The sequence below is a fragment of the Lachnoanaerobaculum umeaense genome, from assembly GCF_003589745.1.
Classification (GTDB): domain Bacteria; phylum Bacillota; class Clostridia; order Lachnospirales; family Lachnospiraceae; genus Lachnoanaerobaculum; species Lachnoanaerobaculum umeaense.
Window position 1 is genome coordinate 1,150,587 of sequence record NZ_CP032364.1, and the last position, 15,051, is coordinate 1,165,637.

At 35.7% G+C, this 15,051-nt stretch carries 12 protein-coding genes; all 12 read left to right on the plus strand.

What is annotated here, in order from left to right:
* Positions 1-22 precede the first annotated feature (22 nt).
* Genes ybeY through D4A81_RS05320 form a run of 12 tightly spaced genes read left to right on the plus strand, consistent with a single transcriptional unit; the run spans position 23 to position 14,974 of the window.
* Entirely contained in the window at positions 23-517 is a 495-nt protein-coding gene (ybeY, locus tag D4A81_RS05265) for an rRNA maturation RNase YbeY (protein WP_111524073.1), read from the plus strand.
* Positions 517-2,172: a putative polysaccharide biosynthesis protein gene (locus D4A81_RS05270; RefSeq protein ID WP_111524074.1), complete on the plus strand. Its 1,656-nt coding sequence runs from the start codon at positions 517-519 to the stop codon at positions 2,170-2,172. Before ybeY ends, D4A81_RS05270 begins: the two co-directional genes overlap by 1 nt.
* Positions 2,169-3,383, plus strand: a complete 1,215-nt coding sequence (locus D4A81_RS05275) for a BaiN/RdsA family NAD(P)/FAD-dependent oxidoreductase (protein ID WP_111524075.1) — start codon at positions 2,169-2,171, stop codon at positions 3,381-3,383. The genes D4A81_RS05270 and D4A81_RS05275 overlap by 4 nt, the downstream gene beginning before the upstream one ends.
* Positions 3,384-3,393: 10 nt before the next feature.
* On the plus strand, positions 3,394-5,010 hold the full coding sequence (locus D4A81_RS05280) for an NAD(P)/FAD-dependent oxidoreductase (RefSeq protein ID WP_111524076.1): 1,617 nt from the start codon (positions 3,394-3,396) through the stop codon (positions 5,008-5,010).
* Between the two features lies 1 nt (position 5,011).
* Positions 5,012-5,848, plus strand: coding sequence for a glutamate 5-kinase (gene proB / locus D4A81_RS05285; protein WP_111524077.1), 837 nt, complete (start codon positions 5,012-5,014; stop codon positions 5,846-5,848).
* A 7-nt stretch (positions 5,849-5,855) separates the two neighbouring features.
* Positions 5,856-6,074 (plus strand): DUF896 domain-containing protein, encoded by a 219-nt coding sequence (locus D4A81_RS05290; protein WP_111524078.1) that lies wholly within the window; start codon positions 5,856-5,858, stop codon positions 6,072-6,074.
* Complete coding sequence (locus D4A81_RS05295; RefSeq protein ID WP_111524079.1) at positions 6,067-6,633, plus strand: 5-formyltetrahydrofolate cyclo-ligase; 567 nt, start codon at positions 6,067-6,069, stop codon at positions 6,631-6,633. Before D4A81_RS05290 ends, D4A81_RS05295 begins: the two co-directional genes overlap by 8 nt.
* A 54-nt stretch (positions 6,634-6,687) precedes the next feature.
* Positions 6,688-8,115, plus strand: a complete 1,428-nt coding sequence (miaB, locus tag D4A81_RS05300) for a tRNA (N6-isopentenyl adenosine(37)-C2)-methylthiotransferase MiaB (protein WP_111524080.1) — start codon at positions 6,688-6,690, stop codon at positions 8,113-8,115.
* Positions 8,116-10,764: a DNA mismatch repair protein MutS gene (gene mutS, locus D4A81_RS05305; protein ID WP_111524081.1), complete on the plus strand. Its 2,649-nt coding sequence runs from the start codon at positions 8,116-8,118 to the stop codon at positions 10,762-10,764.
* Positions 10,765-10,768: 4 nt separating this feature from the next.
* A complete protein-coding gene (gene mutL / locus D4A81_RS05310) occupies positions 10,769-12,754 on the plus strand; it encodes a DNA mismatch repair endonuclease MutL (RefSeq protein WP_111524082.1) in 1,986 nt (661 codons plus the stop codon).
* The gene (miaA, locus tag D4A81_RS05315) at positions 12,751-13,701 is read left to right on the plus strand and encodes a tRNA (adenosine(37)-N6)-dimethylallyltransferase MiaA (protein ID WP_111524083.1); all 951 of its coding nucleotides are present in this window, start codon (positions 12,751-12,753) and stop codon (positions 13,699-13,701) included. The genes mutL and miaA overlap by 4 nt, the downstream gene beginning before the upstream one ends.
* Entirely contained in the window at positions 13,694-14,974 is a 1,281-nt protein-coding gene (locus D4A81_RS05320) for a methionine gamma-lyase family protein (protein ID WP_111524084.1), read from the plus strand. Before miaA ends, D4A81_RS05320 begins: the two co-directional genes overlap by 8 nt.
* Positions 14,975-15,051 lie beyond the last annotated feature (77 nt).

Sequence of the window (15,051 nt, forward strand, 5' to 3'; positions counted from 1 at the left end):
GGTTTTATAATGGCGAGGGAATATGACTATAGAGATAAGCTATGAGTCTAAAATGAGGCTGGATATACCCTATGAAGATATAATTAATAGAATGGTATTGGCATCACTTGATTTTGAGAATTGTCCATATGAAGCGGAAGTTTCTGTGACTATTGTGGATGATGAGGAAATAAGAAGTATAAATAGTGAGTACAGAGGAATAGACAAATCTACAGATGTATTGTCATTTCCTTTTAACGAATTTACTATTTCGGGGCATTTTGATGATATTGAAGAAAATATTGATGCATTTAACCCTGAAACTGGAGAGTTGCTTTTGGGAGACATAATACTTTCTACAGAACACATCGTGGAACAGGCCAAGGAGTATGGACATAGTGAAACTAGAGAACTGGCTTTTTTGGTGGTTCATTCAATGCTTCATCTTATGGGGTATGACCATATGAATGAAGAAGATAGAATTATTATGGAAGAAAAACAAAGAAAAATTTTAGAGCTTGAGGGGATTAGCAGATAATGCCGGTAAAAACAAAAAAGAGAGAGTCTAATAATTTTTTGGTGCAGGGAGCCATATTGGCTGTCGCAGGAATTTTGGTTAGACTTATAGGTCTTGCCTACAGGGTACCGCTTCTTAGAATAATAGGAAGTAAAGGTATGGGATATTATTCAACTGCATATAATTTATATGCAATTATTCTTCTTTTGTCCTCATATTCATTACCTTTGGCTGTAAGCAAAATGGTTTCGGTAAGAATTGCAAAAAATGAATATAGAAATGCAAATAAAATACTGAGAGCTGCATTGATTTATGCTACCATTGTGGGTGGTATTGGTTTTGTTGTGGTGTTTTTTGGGGCTGATTTTTTTGCAAGTAGTTTATATCAGATGCCACTTGCAAAATATGCGCTTCAAAGTCTGGCACCGACGATATGGATCATGGCCTATCTTGGAGTGCTTCGAGGATATTTTCAAGGGCATTCAACTATGGTGCCGACTGCACTTTCTCAGATCTTTGAGCAGATAGTAAATGCAGCTGTATCTGTAGGAGCAGCTTACTATTTGTGTGAGATGGCAGTAAGACAGGCTAAAAATGGAAATATTAAGGCTGCATATGGAGCAGCTGGAGGCACAATAGGTACAGGTGCAGGTACAGTTATAGCACTCTTGATAATGATTGTGTTCTTTTTTATGACTGCAAATAAAAGAGCAAAGAATATAAAAGATGATAAAACATCAAAAAAAGAGAGGTTTTCTACAATTACCAGAATACTTATAATTACAGTAATACCAGTGATAGCATCTACAGCTATTTATAATATAAATTCAGTTCTTGACGGAATGGTATTTGGGCAGAGTATGAAAGCTCTGGGACTTGAAGAAGAGACCTCAAGACTTTACGGCATATATACAGGTGGATATTTAGTACTTGTAAATGTTCCTGTAGCCATAGCGAATGCTATGTCTTCATCTCTTATTCCAACTATTTCAAGAAGTTTTAGCAAGGGTGAAAAAGCTGATGTAAATTCAAAGATTTCGATGGTAATCAGATTTGCCTCTATTGTCAGCTTTCCTTGTGCAATAGGACTGGCAGTTATTTCAGTACCTGTAATGAGAATATTGTTTGACGTAGCAGAGGATGCTATGATGGCATCATTTTTGATGATTATAGGTTCAGGTGTAGTAGTATTATATTCTGTTTCGACAGTTACAAATGCTATATTACAAGGAACAAGTCTTATAAATAAGCCGGTTAAGAATGCACTGATATCATTGATAATTCACTTTATTATACTGTATATATTATTATTTACTTTTAAGTTAAATGTGATTGGACTTGTATTTGGAAATATAGTATTTGCATTGTCTATGTGTCTTTTGAATGCAAGAAGTATAAGAAGGAATTTGTATTACAGGCAAGAGATGATAAGAACATTTCTTATGCCTTTTATATGTGCAGGTATAATGGGTATAGTGGTGTATTTTGTATATGATATCACTGCTAAATTCAGTAGCAGCAATGTTATTCTTACAATGGTACCGATTTTTGTTGGAGCACCTGTTTATGCAATACTTTTGATCGGCACAAGAACTATATCAAAGAATGAGATATTGCAGATGCCAAAGGGCGGAAAAATAGTAAATATTTTACAGAAAGTCAGGCTTTTGAAATGAAAGTTGGGATTGTAGGCGGTGGAGCAGCAGGTATTATGTCTGCTCTATTTGCGTGTAAGGGAAAGGATGAAGTTACTGTCATTGAGCACAATGATAAGCTTCTAAAGAAGATACTTTCTACCGGAAATGGAAAATGTAATTTTACAAATACAAAATTAGAGCCTTCAAATTATTACTATAATGAAAGGGCAATAAAGTTTATAGAGAGATTTAACCAATTTGATACTATAAAGTTTTTTAACAGTATAGGGGTAATAGAGTATATAAGAGACGGATATACTTATCCAAACTCAGAGCAGGCTGCTTCTATCAGAAATTCACTTTTAATGGAGCTTGAAAGATATGATGTGAATATACTTTTAAATACCTATGTAACAGATATATATAAGAATGGGGATGTATTTACGCTTTGTATCTGCAATGCAAATGATAAAAGCAAATCAAAACTTTATTTTGATAAGATTATTATAGCTACAGGTTTAAAAGCTGCACCAAAGCTTGGAAGTGACGGATCCTTTTTCCCTATTTTAAAAAAGCTTAATATAAAATATAAGCCTGTTTTACCTGCACTTTGCGGCATAAGTTTGGAGAATAAAAACTTCTTTAAAATAACATCAGGCGTCAGGGCAAAGGGAAAAATATCGGTATCTGTTAGGGATGTGGAAGTTGCAAGTGATTTTGGAGAATTACAGTTTAGTGATACAGGTATATCCGGGATACCTACATTTCAAGTAAGCAGATATGTAAGTATTGCTCTTGATAAAAAAGAAGAAGCTGGAGTCTCTCTTGATATGTTCTCACATCTTGGGAGTATAGAAAATATATTAAATGAGAGAAGGAAAATACCTTCATTTGTTACTATGGAGGATATAGGAAACGGACTCATAAACTCCAAACTTTGGCTTGGAATACTTGGTTTGGCAGATATCAGGGCTGATTTAAAAATAAAAAAGTGTGATAATAAGAGTTTTGAAAGATTAATTTCTATTTGTAAAGAGATAAATTTTAATGTTAAAGGTACCGGAGATTTTGACAAGGCTCAAGTTTGTACAGGTGGTATTGACTTAGATGATGTGGATGATAATCTGATGTATAGGGATATCAAAAACTTGTACTTTGCAGGTGAAATACTTGATGTTGACGGAATTTGTGGGGGCTACAATTTGCAGTGGGCATGGACATCCGGATATATAGCCGGTGTCACAAGATAAGGAAGATAAAATGTTACATATAAATTCTTTACAGCTGAATGTACATCATGATGAAAATGATTTAAAGAAAAAACTTGCCAAGACTATTGGCTGTAATATAGATGAGATAGAAGAATATGAAATAAGGAAAAGATCAATAGATGCCAGAAAAAAGCCTGAGATCTCATATTCTTATTCCATAGATGTCAGCCTTTTAAATGAGGCTAAATATTTAAAGAAAAATAAAGCTTTGAGCATTGCAAAGTCGGTAGTTTATGCTTATGAAGATGCCGGAAAGCTTGAAATTTTGGAAGAGAGTAAAAGACCTGTGGTAGTGGGATTTGGTCCTGCCGGTATATTTGCTGCACTTTTACTTGCAAGATATGGCTTAAAGCCTATAGTAATAGAGAGAGGTGGCTGTGTTGAAGACAGAACCTTGAGCGTAAATAAATTCTGGAGTGAAGGAAAGCTTGACACCGAGTCCAATGTTTCTTTTGGAGAAGGAGGAGCAGGTACATTCTCAGACGGAAAGTTAAATACTTTGGTAAAAGATACTTTCGGTAGAAACAAATTTGTACTAAAGACCTTGGTGGAATATGGAGCACCAAAGGAAATTTTGTATGATAATAAGCCGCATATAGGTACAGACCTTTTAACAGGCATAGTAAGAAAGATAAGAGAAGAAATAAAGGAGCTTGGCGGTGAGGTAAGATTTGATACCAAGCTTATAAAAATAGAAAATATAAAAGATAATAAAAAGAAGATAGAAGTAGTAAACAAAAGAGACTGTGTACATGAAATAATCGAATGTGAAAATATAATACTCGCACTTGGACATAGTGCCAGAGATACATTTAAAGCTTTAAAGGAAATGGGAGTTTATATGGAGCCAAAGTCCTTTGCACTTGGTATAAGAGTTTCTCATTCACAGCATTTGATAGATGTCTCACAGTATGGCAATAAAGAAGCAAAGTTTTTATCGCCTGCACCTTATAAACTTACATTTAAGTCAAGCTTTGACAGGGGTGTGTATTCATTTTGTATGTGTCCGGGTGGATTTATAGTAAATGCTTCTACAGAGGATGGCAGAATTGCAATAAATGGTATGAGCTATCATAAAAGAGATTCGGGAGAGGCAAATTCCGCTATTATTGTAAGTGTGTCTGAAGAAGATTTTGATAAATACTCCGATTCTAAAGATCCGCTAAAAGGTATAGAGTTTCAAAGAAGACTCGAAGAAGAGACCTTTAACATGGGTAAGGGAAGAGTGCCTGTACAAAGACTGGTTGATTTCCTTGAAGGAAGAGAAAGTAGCGGATTTGACAATACAAATCTGAAGATAAAGGGAAGTACTACTCTTGCCAGAGTGGACAAGCTCTTTCCAAAAGAAATATATGAGAGTATGAAAGAGGCATTTTTAGACTTTAATCGTAAGATAAAAGGGTTTATAAATGAAGATGCCTATGTAGCAGCTATAGAGTCAAGAACATCATCACCGATAAGAATAAGCAGAGATGAGTCTTTACAAGCGAATATTTCCGGCATATATCCATGTGGTGAGGGTGCCGGATATGCGGGCGGCATAATGAGTGCTGCCATGGACGGATTAAAGGTTGCAGAAAGAATTATTGAAAAGTATAAGGAGTAGTATGGATATAAGACAAAAGGTAAAAGATGCCAAAAGAATTGTAATAAAAATTGGTTCTTCAAGTATCACTCACTCTGAAACAGGTGAGCTTCATCTTTCAAAGATAGAAAAACTTATAAGACAGATAGCAGATCTGAAAGGAGCGGGAAAGGAAGTTGTATTGGTTTCATCAGGTGCTATTGCAACAGGAAGACATTCTCTTGGTATAAATGAAAAGCCTTCAACCCTTTCAGAGAAGCAGGCTCTTGCAGCTATAGGACAGGCCAGACTTATTATGGAGTACAGAAAGCTTTTCTCTGAATATAATCTTAGAATAGCTCAGATTTTGATGACAAAGTCAACTATAACCAATGAGATTTACCGTGAAAATGCGAAGGCTACTTTTACTCAGCTGCTTGCATATGGCGCAGTGCCTATAGTAAATGAAAATGATACAATATCTACATATGAGATTCAGTTTGGTGATAATGACAGATTGTCTGCTCTTGTGAGCGCCCTTGTGGAGGCGGACTTTCTTATACTTTTATCCGATATTGACGGACTTTATACTGATGATCCGAATACAAATAAGGATGCAGAGTTTATAAGTTTTGTAGAGGATGTGGATAAATATATGGATATGGGTAAATTAACATCTAAGTCAGGACTTGGTACAGGAGGTATGTATACAAAACTTTTGGCAGGTCAGATAGCAACCAATTCAGGCTGCGATATGGTAATTGCAAGTGCAGAGAATATGAGTATAATAGAAAATATTGCAAATGGTGAGGAGATAGGAACATATTTCCCTGCCAAGAGCAATAAAGATTTTAATTGGTTAAATTGTTTGGAAGAGTAGGTGAAAAATGGATAATACAAAAATCGACAGAATAAATGCATTGGCTCATAAGCAAAAGAGTGTGGGACTTACTGAGGAAGAAAAGATAGAGCAGGCGGCACTTAGAAAAGAGTATATTGAATCAATAAGAGAAAGCTTAAGAGCAAACCTTAATAATATTTCAATACAAGATGCTGACGGAAGCATAACAGATCTTGGTGAAAAATTTGGAAAGAAAAATGAATAAGGGTGAGCTTAGAAAGTTATTACTTGATAAGAGAAATTCACTATCAAGAGATGAAGTCTTATCTGCAAGTGAGAGCATAATAAGAGAGATAGATACTTTAATAAAGAGAAATAAAAGTATTGTACTTCTAGGATTTATGCCGCTTGGAAATGAGATAGATCTAAGACCTTTATATGAAAGGATACTTTCCGGATTTTATAAGAATGAGTTTGATATTAATATTACATTGGGCTTACCAAGAGTATGCGGTAAGGAAATGAGATTTTTCAAGGTGGACTCACTTGATAATCTGGAAAAGTCGAAGTTTGGTATAATGGAACCAAGACTTTGTAGTGAAGAGATCATTGCAAAAAATGCTCATGTAATGGTTCCTCTTATAGGAGTTGATAAAGATAAGAGAAGGCTTGGCTTTGGCGGCGGATTTTATGATAAATATTTTGGAAAACATAGAGATAATACATTGTATGGCTTGGTTTATGATTTTCAGATGAATATTGATTTTGAAGTAAATGAATATGATATTGCAATGGATCATATATTTATGGCAAAAGTTGGATAAGTTATCGGGAGATTGTGTGACTTATTCTAACTCAAAGATATTAGAAAGAGGATTATGGAGAATTTAATACCTAATGAAGAACCGTTAAGACAGGAATATTTCATGTCTGAGGTCAATGATATAATACATGCAAAGGCAATGGATAGGGGAGTATATCCAACTTATAAGGTGGTGACCTTCGGTTGTCAGATGAATGCGAGAGATTCGGAGAAGCTTTCAGGAATACTTACAGGAATCGGGTATATGGAAGCTGAGAATGAGGAGGATGCAGACCTTGTACTTTTTAATACATGTACTGTAAGAGAGAATGCAAATGACAGACTCTATGGTAGAGTGGGACAGCTCAAAAAAAGCAAGGAAAAAAATCCTGATATGATAATCGGTATTTGCGGATGTATGATGCAGGAAGCGGAAGAGGTTGAAAAGATCAAAAAATCTTACAGACATGTAGATCTTGTTTTTGGAACCCACAATATATATAAACTTGCAGAGATACTTTTTGAGCATCTTACAACTAAAAAGCAGGTTGTAAATGTTATGGAAAGCGCTGAGATGATTGTGGAGAAACTTCCGAATAAGAGAGAGTTTGCCTTTAAATCAGGTGTAAATATCACATTTGGTTGTAATAATTTTTGCAGTTATTGCATAGTGCCATATGTAAGAGGTAGAGAAAGATCAAGAAAGCCTGAGGAGATAATAGATGAGATCAAGAGCCTTGTAGCTGATGGTGTAAAGGAAATCATGCTTCTTGGACAAAATGTAAACTCATATGGCAGAGGACTGGAAGAAGAGATAAGCTTTGCGACATTATTAGATAGAATTGCACAGATAGACGGTTTGGAGCGACTAAGATTTATGACACCTCATCCTAAGGATCTTTCAGATGAAGTCATAGAGGTGATGAAGAATAATAAAAAGATTTGCAAACATTTACATCTGCCGCTGCAGTCGGGAAGCTCCGATATTCTTAAAAAAATGAATCGAGTATATACTAAAGAGGGTTATCTTGACTTGGTAAGAAGAATAAAGGCGGCTATTCCGGATATTTCACTTACAACAGATATTATAGTGGGATTCCCTGGAGAAACTGAGGAAGATTTCCTTGATACTTTAGATGTGGTAAAAGAGGTTAGATATGACTCTGCATTTACATTTATTTATTCAAAGCGTTCAGGAACACCTGCTGCAAAGATGGAGGATCAGATAGATCCTAAGGTTATAAAGGACAGATTTGACAGACTTTTAAAAACTGTGCAGGATATTGCGGCGGAAAATACAAAGAAAAATGAAGGAAAATGTATGCCTGTTTTGGTAGAGGGCAAGAATGATCATCTGGAGGGTTATCTTAGCGGAAAGCTTGAGAATAACTTAACGGTACATTTCAAAGGTCAAGAAAGACTTATAGGCGAAATAGTGGATGTTATCTTGGATGAAGCAAAGGGATTCTACTATATGGGACATATAAAAACAAGTGAGGCATAAATGGCACTATCTCCTATGATGTCAAAATATCTGGAGACTAAGAAAGAGTATCCGGATTGTATACTTTTTTATCGTCTGGGCGATTTTTATGAAATGTTTTTTGAGGATGCTACTGAAGTGGCAAGGGAGCTTGAACTTACCCTTACAGGTAAGGATTGTGGACTTGAAGAGAGAGCACCTATGTGTGGTGTGCCATATCATGCTGCTGAAACTTATATAAACAGACTTGTACAAAACGGTCATAAGGTTGCTATTGCGGAGCAGATGGAAGATCCTAAGCTTGCAAAGGGACTTGTAAAAAGGGAAGTTGTTAGAATTGTTACTCCGGGTACTATCACAAGTACCGGAGTATTAGCTGATGATAAAAATAATTATATTATTTCTATTTTCTACATTGATGAGAGATTTGGACTGGCAATATGTGATATTTCAACCGGTGATTTCTTTGTTACAGAGCTGGTTTCTATAAGAGAACTCTTTGATGAGATACAAAAATACCAACCCACAGAAATCATATGCAATCATGCATTTGAGATCAGCGGTATTTCACTTGAGGAACTAAAGAAAAAATATAATATTACAATAACATCACTTGATAATACATATTTCAGTGAGAAAAACAGTATAGATATATTAAAAAGGCATTTTGCAGTTTCAAGTATTGAAGCACTGGGGCTGTCCGAGTTTTTGGATGCGACCATATCATCAGGAGCAATGCTTAGATATTTATATGAGATGCAAAAGAGCTCCTGTGCACAGATAGTAGGAATAAGTGCATATAAAAATGGGGATTATATGATAGTGGATACAAGCTCAAGAAGAAATCTTGAGTTGGTGGAAACTATGAGAGAGAAAAAGAAAAACGGCTCACTTTTGGGTGTACTTGATAAGACAAATACAGCTATGGGTGCCAGAATGTTAAGAGGCTTTTTGGAGCAGCCGCTTGTAAATAAAGAAAGAATAATAAACAGGCAGGAAGCCGTGGCGGAACTCTTTGACAGATATATTGACAGGGAAGAGCTTAGAGAATATTTAAATCCGATTTATGATTTGGAAAGACTGATGTCAAGAGTTGTAACAAAGAATGCCAATACCAGAGATCTTCTATCATTATCTGCTTCTATGAAGATGATAAGTCCGATAAAAGAGGTTTTAAAAACTTTCGAGTCTGAAGAGATCAAAAAGACAAATAATAATCTCGACAGGCTTCACGATATAATCGACATAATAGATAGGGCTATAAATGAAGACAGTCCACTTTCACTAAAAGAAGGCAATATTATAAATACCGGATATAATAGTGAGATAGATAAGCTTAGGCAGGCAAAAACCGAGGGTAAGAATTGGCTGGCTTCTTTGGAGTCTGAAGAAAAAGAGAAAACAGGAATAAAGAATCTTAAAGTAAAGTTCAATAAGGTATTCGGATATTATTTTGAGGTGACCAATTCGTTCAAAGATATGGTGCCGGATTATTTTATAAGAAAGCAGACTCTTACCAATGCAGAAAGATATACCACAGATAAGCTTAAAGATTTGGAAAATATAATACTTGGGGCTGAGGATAAGCTAAATAGCTTGGAGTATGAAGTTTTTGTTGAAATCAGAGATGAGATTGCAAAGAATGTAAATAGAATACAATCAAGTGCCAAGGCGGTTGCTTATATAGATGCCATATGTTCATTGGCCACAGTGGCTTATAACAATAACTATGTAAAACCTGAAATAAATACTACAGGCATTATTGACATAAGGGATGGCAGGCATCCGGTAGTTGAGACAATGCTAAATGATGATTCGTTTATTGCAAATGATACATATCTTGATCAGAATAAGAAAAGAATGTCTATTATTACCGGACCGAATATGGCGGGTAAATCAACTTATATGAGACAGACAGCTCTTATTTGTATGATGGCTCAAATAGGAAGTTTTGTACCGGCAAAACAGGCAAACCTTTGCGTTTGTGACAGAATTTTTACCAGAGTGGGTGCTTCGGATGACCTTGCAAGCGGTCAGTCAACCTTTATGGTGGAAATGACTGAGGTTGCAAATATTCTTAGAAATGCCACAAGAAATTCTTTGGTTATTTTAGATGAGATAGGAAGAGGTACATCTACTTTTGACGGTCTTGCTATTGCCTGGGCAGTGGTAGAGCATATTTCAAATATAAAGCTGATAGGTGCAAAAACTCTTTTTGCAACACATTATCATGAGCTTTCAGAACTTGAGGGTACACTTCCGGGTGTAAATAATTACTGTATTTCAGTAAAGGAAAACGGTGATAATATAGTATTTCTTAGAAAGATAATCACAGGTGGTGCGGATAAGAGCTATGGTATACAGGTAGCAAAACTTGCCGGAGTGCCTGACAGTGTAACAAACAGAGCAAAGGAGCTTATAGAGGAGCTTTCAAGCGCTGATATTGCGACCAGAGCCAGAGAGATTGCAGAAGCCACACCGGCGGTTTCAAAGAGAAAACCTGTAAAGAAGATGAGTGAAGTGGAGGCGGGACAGCTTTCACTATTTGATGCAATAAATAATGATACGATTATTAAGGAAATTTCAGAAATTGATATTACTTCAATGACTCCTATGGATGCCTTGAACACATTGTATGCTTTGCAGAATAAGATAAAGAACAGGATATAAGTATATGATTAACATACTGGATAAGGAGACTATTGATAAGATTGCGGCAGGTGAGGTAGTTGAGAGACCTGCATCAATAGTAAAGGAACTTTTGGAAAACTCAATAGATGCGGGAAGTTCTTCCATTACAGTAGAGATAAAAAATGGTGGAATTGACCTGATAAGAATAACGGATAATGGCTGTGGAATTGATTCAAAAGAAGTAAAAACGGCCTTTTTAAGGCATGCCACCTCAAAAATAGTCAGTGATAAAGATCTTATCTCTATAAAGAGTCTGGGATTTCGTGGTGAAGCACTTTCAAGTATTGCTGCGGTTTCAAGATGTGAGATAATCACAAAGACAAGAGATGAGCTTACAGGTGTTCGCTACTATATGGAAGGTGGTGTTGAGGTTGAATTTGAGGAAATCGGAGCACCGGATGGCACCAGTATAATTATCAGAGATATTTTTTATAATACTCCTGCCAGAAGAAAATTCTTGAAAACCTCATCTACGGAAGGGGCACATATAAGTGAGCTGGTAGAGAAGATGGCTATGTCAAATACAGACATTGCCTTTAAGTTTATATCAAATAATCAGGTGAAGCTACAGACAAATGGAAACGGAAATATGAAGGATATTATATATCAGCTCTATGGAAAGGAGATTTCCAAGGCATTATGTGCGGTTGATTACGAAAAAGATGGAGTAAAAATAAAAGGTGTTATTGCAAGACCTGAAGTTACAAGAAGTACCAGAAGCCTTGAAAATATTTTTGTAAACGGAAGATATATAAAGGACAATATTATATCAAAGGCTATTGAAGACGGTTTTGGTGACAGGCTTATGCAACATCAGTATCCTTTCTGCGCACTAAGCTTTGATTTGGAGGGTGTGGATGTAAATGTCCATCCAAGAAAAATGGAAGTAAGATTCTCTGACGGAAATCATATCTACAATTGTACAAAAGAGGCTGTGGAGGAGATTTTTAAATTACAGAGCAGTATCAGAGAAGTACCTGTGGGTAAAGCTGCTGCCAATGAAAAGAAGGTGTTTACAAATACACCTGAGCCTTTTGAAAACAGAAGAAGGGATATTGAGTTACAAAAGCCTACAGATACTTCAAGTGATGAAATACAGTGGACTATTCCAAAGGAGAGTAATTACAATCCACAAAATGATTATGCACTTTTAAAGGATGATATTTCAAGAGATTCATCTGATGAATCAAAATATTATAAGTGTTCTAATGCTTTGTACAGTTTAAATAATAATATTGCAAGCTTGGTAGATGGCGAAAAAACTCCTGCAATGGACCGGGAACAGAAATTTTTGGATAATTCAAATGCTGTTAATAATATAGATATTGAAGAAGATCTCGTAGGTCAAAAAAATAAGGCATCACAGATTTCATTTTTTGATACCGAAGCAAAAAAGTACATAAAGGTAATCGGACAAGTTTTTGATACTTACTGGATAGTTCAGCTGGAAAATGAGATGTATATAATTGACCAGCATGCGGCACATGAAAAGGTGATGTATGAGAGACTTTTAAAGGAAAGTAAGGATAATAAGATATCTGCACAGATGATAAATCCTCCTATTATAGTTACTTTGACTGATTTGGAGCAGGATGTTTTAATTAAGCATATGGACGAGTTTAAGGCTGCAGGATTTGATATAGAGGAGTTTGGAGGAAAAGAATATAAGATAAATTCGATTCCTAATATTTTTCCTTCAATACCAAAGGCTGAGCTTTTTAATGAAATGCTTGCAGACAGCACAAATTATGATATTATATCCCCGTCAGAGCTTATTTTGGCAAAGACGGCATCTATGGCTTGCAAGGCGGCTATAAAGGGAAATATGAGAATCTCTCTTATAGAGGCAAATGATCTTTTTGATGAGTTGCTTTCACTTGAAAATCCTTATAATTGCCCACATGGTAGACCAACTATAATAAAAATGAGTAAGCAAGAAATTGAAAAGAAATTTAAAAGGATAGTATGACAAAGAATAAATTGATAATTCTTGCAGGACCTACTGCATCAGGTAAAACCTCAGTATCCATTGAGTTGGCTAAAAGGCTTGGGGGAGAGATAATAAGCGCGGACTCCATGCAAGTATATAAAAATATGGATGTTGGAACTGCAAAAATATCAGTAGAAGAGATGCAGGGTGTAAAACATCATTTAATAGATGTGCTAGATCCAAAGGAAGATTTCAATATCGTAAAGTTTCAAAACATGGTAAAATGTTCTATAGAGAAAATAGTAAAGAATGGACATATACCTATATTGGTTGGAGGAACAGGTTTCTATATACAATCTATTATTTATGATATTGATTTTAATAATGAGGATGATAACAGTTCTGTAAGAAAAAAGCTTGAAGAAGAATATGATACATTCGGTGCGGATTTTATGTATGAGAAACTAAAAAAAATTGACAGTGTTTCAGCACAAACCATACATAAAAATAACAAGAAGAGAATAATTCGTGCCATAGAGTACTTTTTGATAAATAATGAGCCTATCTCATCACATAATGAAGTTCAAAGAAAGAAAAAATCGCCATATGATTACAGATTCTTTGTACTAAATCCTGCAAGAGATATTCTGTATGAAAGAATAAATAAAAGAGTAGATATTATGGTGGGAAACGGACTTGTTGATGAAGTTAAAAAGCTTAGAGAAATGGGACTGTCAATGGCAAATATTTCCATGCAGGGCATAGGGTATAAAGAGATAATTGAGTATCTGGACGGGGAGGTTTCTCTGGAAGCTGCTATAGAGAATATCAAGCAAAATACAAGGCATATGGCAAAAAGGCAGGTGACTTGGTTTAAGAGAGAAAAGGATGTAATTTATGTGGATCCTTTCTCATTTGAGAGCAATGAAAAAATAGTTGATTATATGAGTGAGAAGATTAATACGGAAAGAATAGATAATGAGTGATTTAAATAATATTTATGAGGAGTTTGGTATTTCAAAAAAAGTTATAGAATTGTCTGAAAAAGTATTAGACTCTTTGGAGGAAAGATTTCTTGAGATAGATAAGAATGCTGAGTTTAATCAGATGAAAGTACTTGCAGCAATGCAAAAACATAAGGTAAGCGATATACATTTTGCTGCTACTACCGGATATGGGTACAATGATTTGGGAAGAGATGTATTGGAAGATGTATATGCTACAGCGTTTAAAGCTGAGGCCGCACTTGTAAGACCGCAATTGGTAAGCGGTACACATGCACTTCATATAGCACTTTCAGGGAATTTAAGACCCGGTGATGAACTTTTATCACCTGTAGGAAAGCCTTATGATACTTTGGAAGAGGTTATCGGTATAAGAGACTCAAGAGGATCTTTAAAAGAGTATGGTGTTAAGTATTCACAGGTGGATCTGCTTAGTGACGGATCATTTGACTTTGAAGGAATAAGAAAAGCTATAAATAAAAAAACAAAGCTTGTTACAATACAAAGATCAAAGGGCTATGCTACAAGAAAAACATTATCTGTGGAGCAGATAGGTGAACTTATAAAGTTTGTAAAATCAATAGATTCTAAGATCATATGTATGGTAGACAACTGCTATGGTGAGTTTGTAGAGAGAATAGAGCCGATTGAAGTAGGTGCTGATATGATAGTAGGTTCTCTTATAAAAAATCCGGGAGGCGGATTGGCTCCTATAGGTGGATATATTGTTGGAACTAAGGAATGTGTGGACAATGCTTCGTATAGACTTTCGGCACCGGGACTTGGCAAAGAAATAGGAGCAAGTCTTGGAATGAATACAAGCATGTTTCAAGGTTTTTTCCTTTCTCCTACAGTAGTTGCGGGGGCATTAAAGGGTGCTATATTTGCGGCAAATCTTTATGAGAGTCTTGGATTTGATTGCCATCCAAATGCTACTGAGCCAAGATTTGATATTATTCAGGAAATAACTTTAAGAGATCCGAAGGCCTTATGTGCTTTCTGTGAAGGCATACAGGCGGCAGCTCCTGTAGATTCATATGTAAAGCCCGAACCTTGGGCAATGCCGGGTTATGACAGTGATGTGATAATGGCAGCCGGAGCTTTTGTGGGTGGTTCTTCAATAGAGCTTAGTGCAGATGGACCAATGAAAGAGCCATATTCAGTATTTTTCCAGGGAGGCCTTACATGGTACCACGCAAAACTTGGAATAATGCTGTCACTACAGAAGATATATGATGCAGGACTATTGCACTAAACGTTACATGGATTGTAAAATTAAAAGCCTATACTAAATTAGTTTAAGTGCAATATTTTGGAAGCTTTACAAAATAT

What these genes read in the sequence shown, in the direction of transcription:
- ybeY (WP_111524073.1), top strand. Translation starts at nt 23, where the DNA reads ATGACTATAGAGATAAGCTATGAGTCTAAAATGAGGCTGGATATACCC.
- D4A81_RS05270 (WP_111524074.1), top strand. Translation starts at nt 517, where the DNA reads ATGCCGGTAAAAACAAAAAAGAGAGAGTCTAATAATTTTTTGGTGCAG.
- D4A81_RS05275 (WP_111524075.1), top strand. Translation starts at nt 2,169, where the DNA reads ATGAAAGTTGGGATTGTAGGCGGTGGAGCAGCAGGTATTATGTCTGCT.
- D4A81_RS05280 (WP_111524076.1), top strand. Translation starts at nt 3,394, where the DNA reads ATGTTACATATAAATTCTTTACAGCTGAATGTACATCATGATGAAAAT.
- proB (WP_111524077.1), top strand. Translation starts at nt 5,012, where the DNA reads ATGGATATAAGACAAAAGGTAAAAGATGCCAAAAGAATTGTAATAAAA.
- D4A81_RS05290 (WP_111524078.1), top strand. Translation starts at nt 5,856, where the DNA reads ATGGATAATACAAAAATCGACAGAATAAATGCATTGGCTCATAAGCAA.
- D4A81_RS05295 (WP_111524079.1), top strand. Translation starts at nt 6,067, where the DNA reads ATGAATAAGGGTGAGCTTAGAAAGTTATTACTTGATAAGAGAAATTCA.
- miaB (WP_111524080.1), top strand. Translation starts at nt 6,688, where the DNA reads ATGGAGAATTTAATACCTAATGAAGAACCGTTAAGACAGGAATATTTC.
- mutS (WP_111524081.1), top strand. Translation starts at nt 8,116, where the DNA reads ATGGCACTATCTCCTATGATGTCAAAATATCTGGAGACTAAGAAAGAG.
- mutL (WP_111524082.1), top strand. Translation starts at nt 10,769, where the DNA reads ATGATTAACATACTGGATAAGGAGACTATTGATAAGATTGCGGCAGGT.
- miaA (WP_111524083.1), top strand. Translation starts at nt 12,751, where the DNA reads ATGACAAAGAATAAATTGATAATTCTTGCAGGACCTACTGCATCAGGT.
- D4A81_RS05320 (WP_111524084.1), top strand. Translation starts at nt 13,694, where the DNA reads ATGAGTGATTTAAATAATATTTATGAGGAGTTTGGTATTTCAAAAAAA.